Origin of the sequence: Burkholderia sp. E168m23, assembly GCF_016586125.1 — a bacterium.
Taxonomy (GTDB): Bacteria; Pseudomonadota; Gammaproteobacteria; order Burkholderiales; family Burkholderiaceae; genus Burkholderia; species Burkholderia orbicola.
This window is the reverse complement of record NZ_BCPP01001100.1, coordinates 1-2,144: the sequence shown is the minus strand read 5'-3', so window position 1 is coordinate 2,144 and position 2,144 is coordinate 1. Positions and strand designations below refer to the sequence as shown.

The following is a 2,144-nucleotide window of genomic DNA, read 5'->3' as shown; positions in this document are numbered from 1 at the left end:
CCGGCCGACGTCGGCTATACGTTCTGACCGTCCTCACGTCCAGTCGAACATGAGCACTACCCTGACCACGGCGATGATCTTCGCCGCCGGACGCGGCGAGCGGATGCGTCCGCTGACCGACACCCGCCCGAAACCGCTGCTCGAAGCCGGCGGCAAGCCGCTGATCGTCTGGCAGATCGAGGCGCTCGCGCGGGCGGGCATCGAGACGATCGTGATCAACCACGCGTGGCTCGGCGAGCAGATCGAGGCGGCGCTCGGCGACGGTTCGCGCTGGGGCGTGCGGCTCGCGTATTCGGCCGAAGGCGACGCGCTGGAGACCGCGGGCGGCATCGCGCAGGCGCTGCCGCTCATCGAGCGTGATGGACAGCCGGCCGTGTTCGCGGCCGTCAGCGGCGACGTGTACTGCGCGTTCGACTACCGGACGCTCGCGCCGCGCGCCGCCCGGATGGCCGCGCTCGACACGCCGGCGATGCACCTGGTGATGGTGCCGAACCCGCCGTTCCACCCGGCCGGCGACTTCGCGCTCGGCGACGACGGTCGTCTGGCGCTCGACGGTGCCGCGCGCTTCACGTTCGGCAACATCGGCCTGTACGACACGCGGATGTTCCGCGATCTCGCGCCCGGCACGCGGCGCGCGCTGACGCCGTACTATCGCGCGGCGATCGAAGCCGGCCACGCGAGCGGCGAACTGTACGAAGGCATCTGGGAGAACGTCGGCACGCCCGCGCAGCTCGGCGAACTCGACGCGCGACTGCGCGCCGCGGCAAGCTGATCGTTTCGCGACTGACTGCCGGTTCCCCGGCGTGGCGGCCGATGGGCTGACAGGCCGGGGACGGCGCGCGGTCCACCAGCCGCGAACCGTTCCGGAGCGAATGCCGGAAACGCTCCGCCGGCTCACCCAGCCGTGACGGCGCCACGCTGCAGGGTGTCGGACAGCCGGCACACCGCCCGCTCCCGCCGCGCGCCACGGCACGCAGCACGCCTCCAAACCGTTACGCGGCCTCGGCCTCTTCCCCACCCGCCGCCGCGCGCTGCTGTTGCAGCGCCCACATCTGCGCATACAGCCCGTCGGCGCGCACGAGTTCGTCGTGCGTGCCGCGTTCGACGATCCGCCCGTGGTCCATCACGAGGATCTGCTGCGCGTGCACGACCGTCGACAGCCGGTGCGCGATCACGAGCGTCGTGCGATGCCGCGCGATCTGGTCGAGTTCGTGCTGGATCGCGCGTTCCGAGCGAGAATCGAGCGCCGACGTCGCTTCGTCGAACAGCAGCACCGGTGGGTCCTTCAATAGCGTGCGCGCGATCGCGACGCGCTGCTTCTCGCCGCCCGACAGCTTCAGCCCGCGCTCGCCCACCGGCGTGTCATAGCCCTTCGGCAAAGTTTCGATGAAATCGTGGATGTGCGCGGCGCGCGCGGCCGCGACCACCTCGTCGCGGGTCGCCGTCGGCCGGCCGTACGCGATGTTGTAGTAGATCGAGTCGTTGAACAGCACGGTGTCCTGCGGCACGATCCCGATCGATGCGCGCAGCGATTCCTGCGTGACGTCGCGGATGTCCTGACCGTCTATCCGGATCGCACCGCCCGTCTCGCGGTCGAGATCGTAGAAGCGGAACAGCAACCGCGACAGCGTCGATTTCCCCGAACCGCTGTGGCCGACCACCGCCGTCGTCGTGCCGGCCTCGATCGTAAACGTCACGTCGTGCAGGATCTGCCGCGACGGCTCGTACGCGAAGTTCACGTGCTCGAAGCGCACCTGCGCGCCGGCCACCGCGAGCGGCCGCGCATCGGGCCGGTCGGCCACTTCCTTCGGCGCGGACAGCAGCCCGAACATCCGGTCCATGTCGGTCAGGCTCTGCTTCAGCTCGCGATAGACGACGCCGAGAAAGTTCAGCGGAATGTACAGCTGCAGCATGAACGTGTTGATCAGCACGAGATCGCCGAGCGTCAGCTTGCCCGCGAGCACGCCCTGCGTCGCCCGCCACAGGATGAACACGAGGCCCGTGCCGATGATCGCCTGCTGACCGAAGTTCAGCACCGACAGCGAGTTCTGCGAGCGGATCGCGGCCTTCCGGTAGCGCTTCAGGTTCTCGTCGTAGCGCTGCGCCTCCCACTCCTCGTTGCCGAAGTACTTCACCGTCTCGTA

The 2,144-nt window shown here is 69.3% G+C and carries 2 protein-coding genes; one reads left to right on the top strand and one right to left on the bottom strand.

Annotation, left to right across the window (positions count from 1 at the left end; all coding sequences use genetic code 11):
• The first annotated feature begins 49 nt into the window (after positions 1 to 49).
• A complete protein-coding gene (gene murU, locus JMF90_RS34505) occupies positions 50 to 772 on the top strand; it encodes an N-acetylmuramate alpha-1-phosphate uridylyltransferase MurU (protein ID WP_011546175.1) in 723 nt (240 codons plus the stop codon).
• A gap of 220 nt (positions 773 to 992) precedes the next feature.
• On the opposite strand, the gene JMF90_RS34500 is transcribed toward murU, so the two are convergent.
• Positions 993 to 2,144 (bottom strand): ABC transporter ATP-binding protein/permease (locus tag JMF90_RS34500; protein ID WP_201326110.1); only part of this gene is annotated, 1,152 nt, incomplete at its 5' end.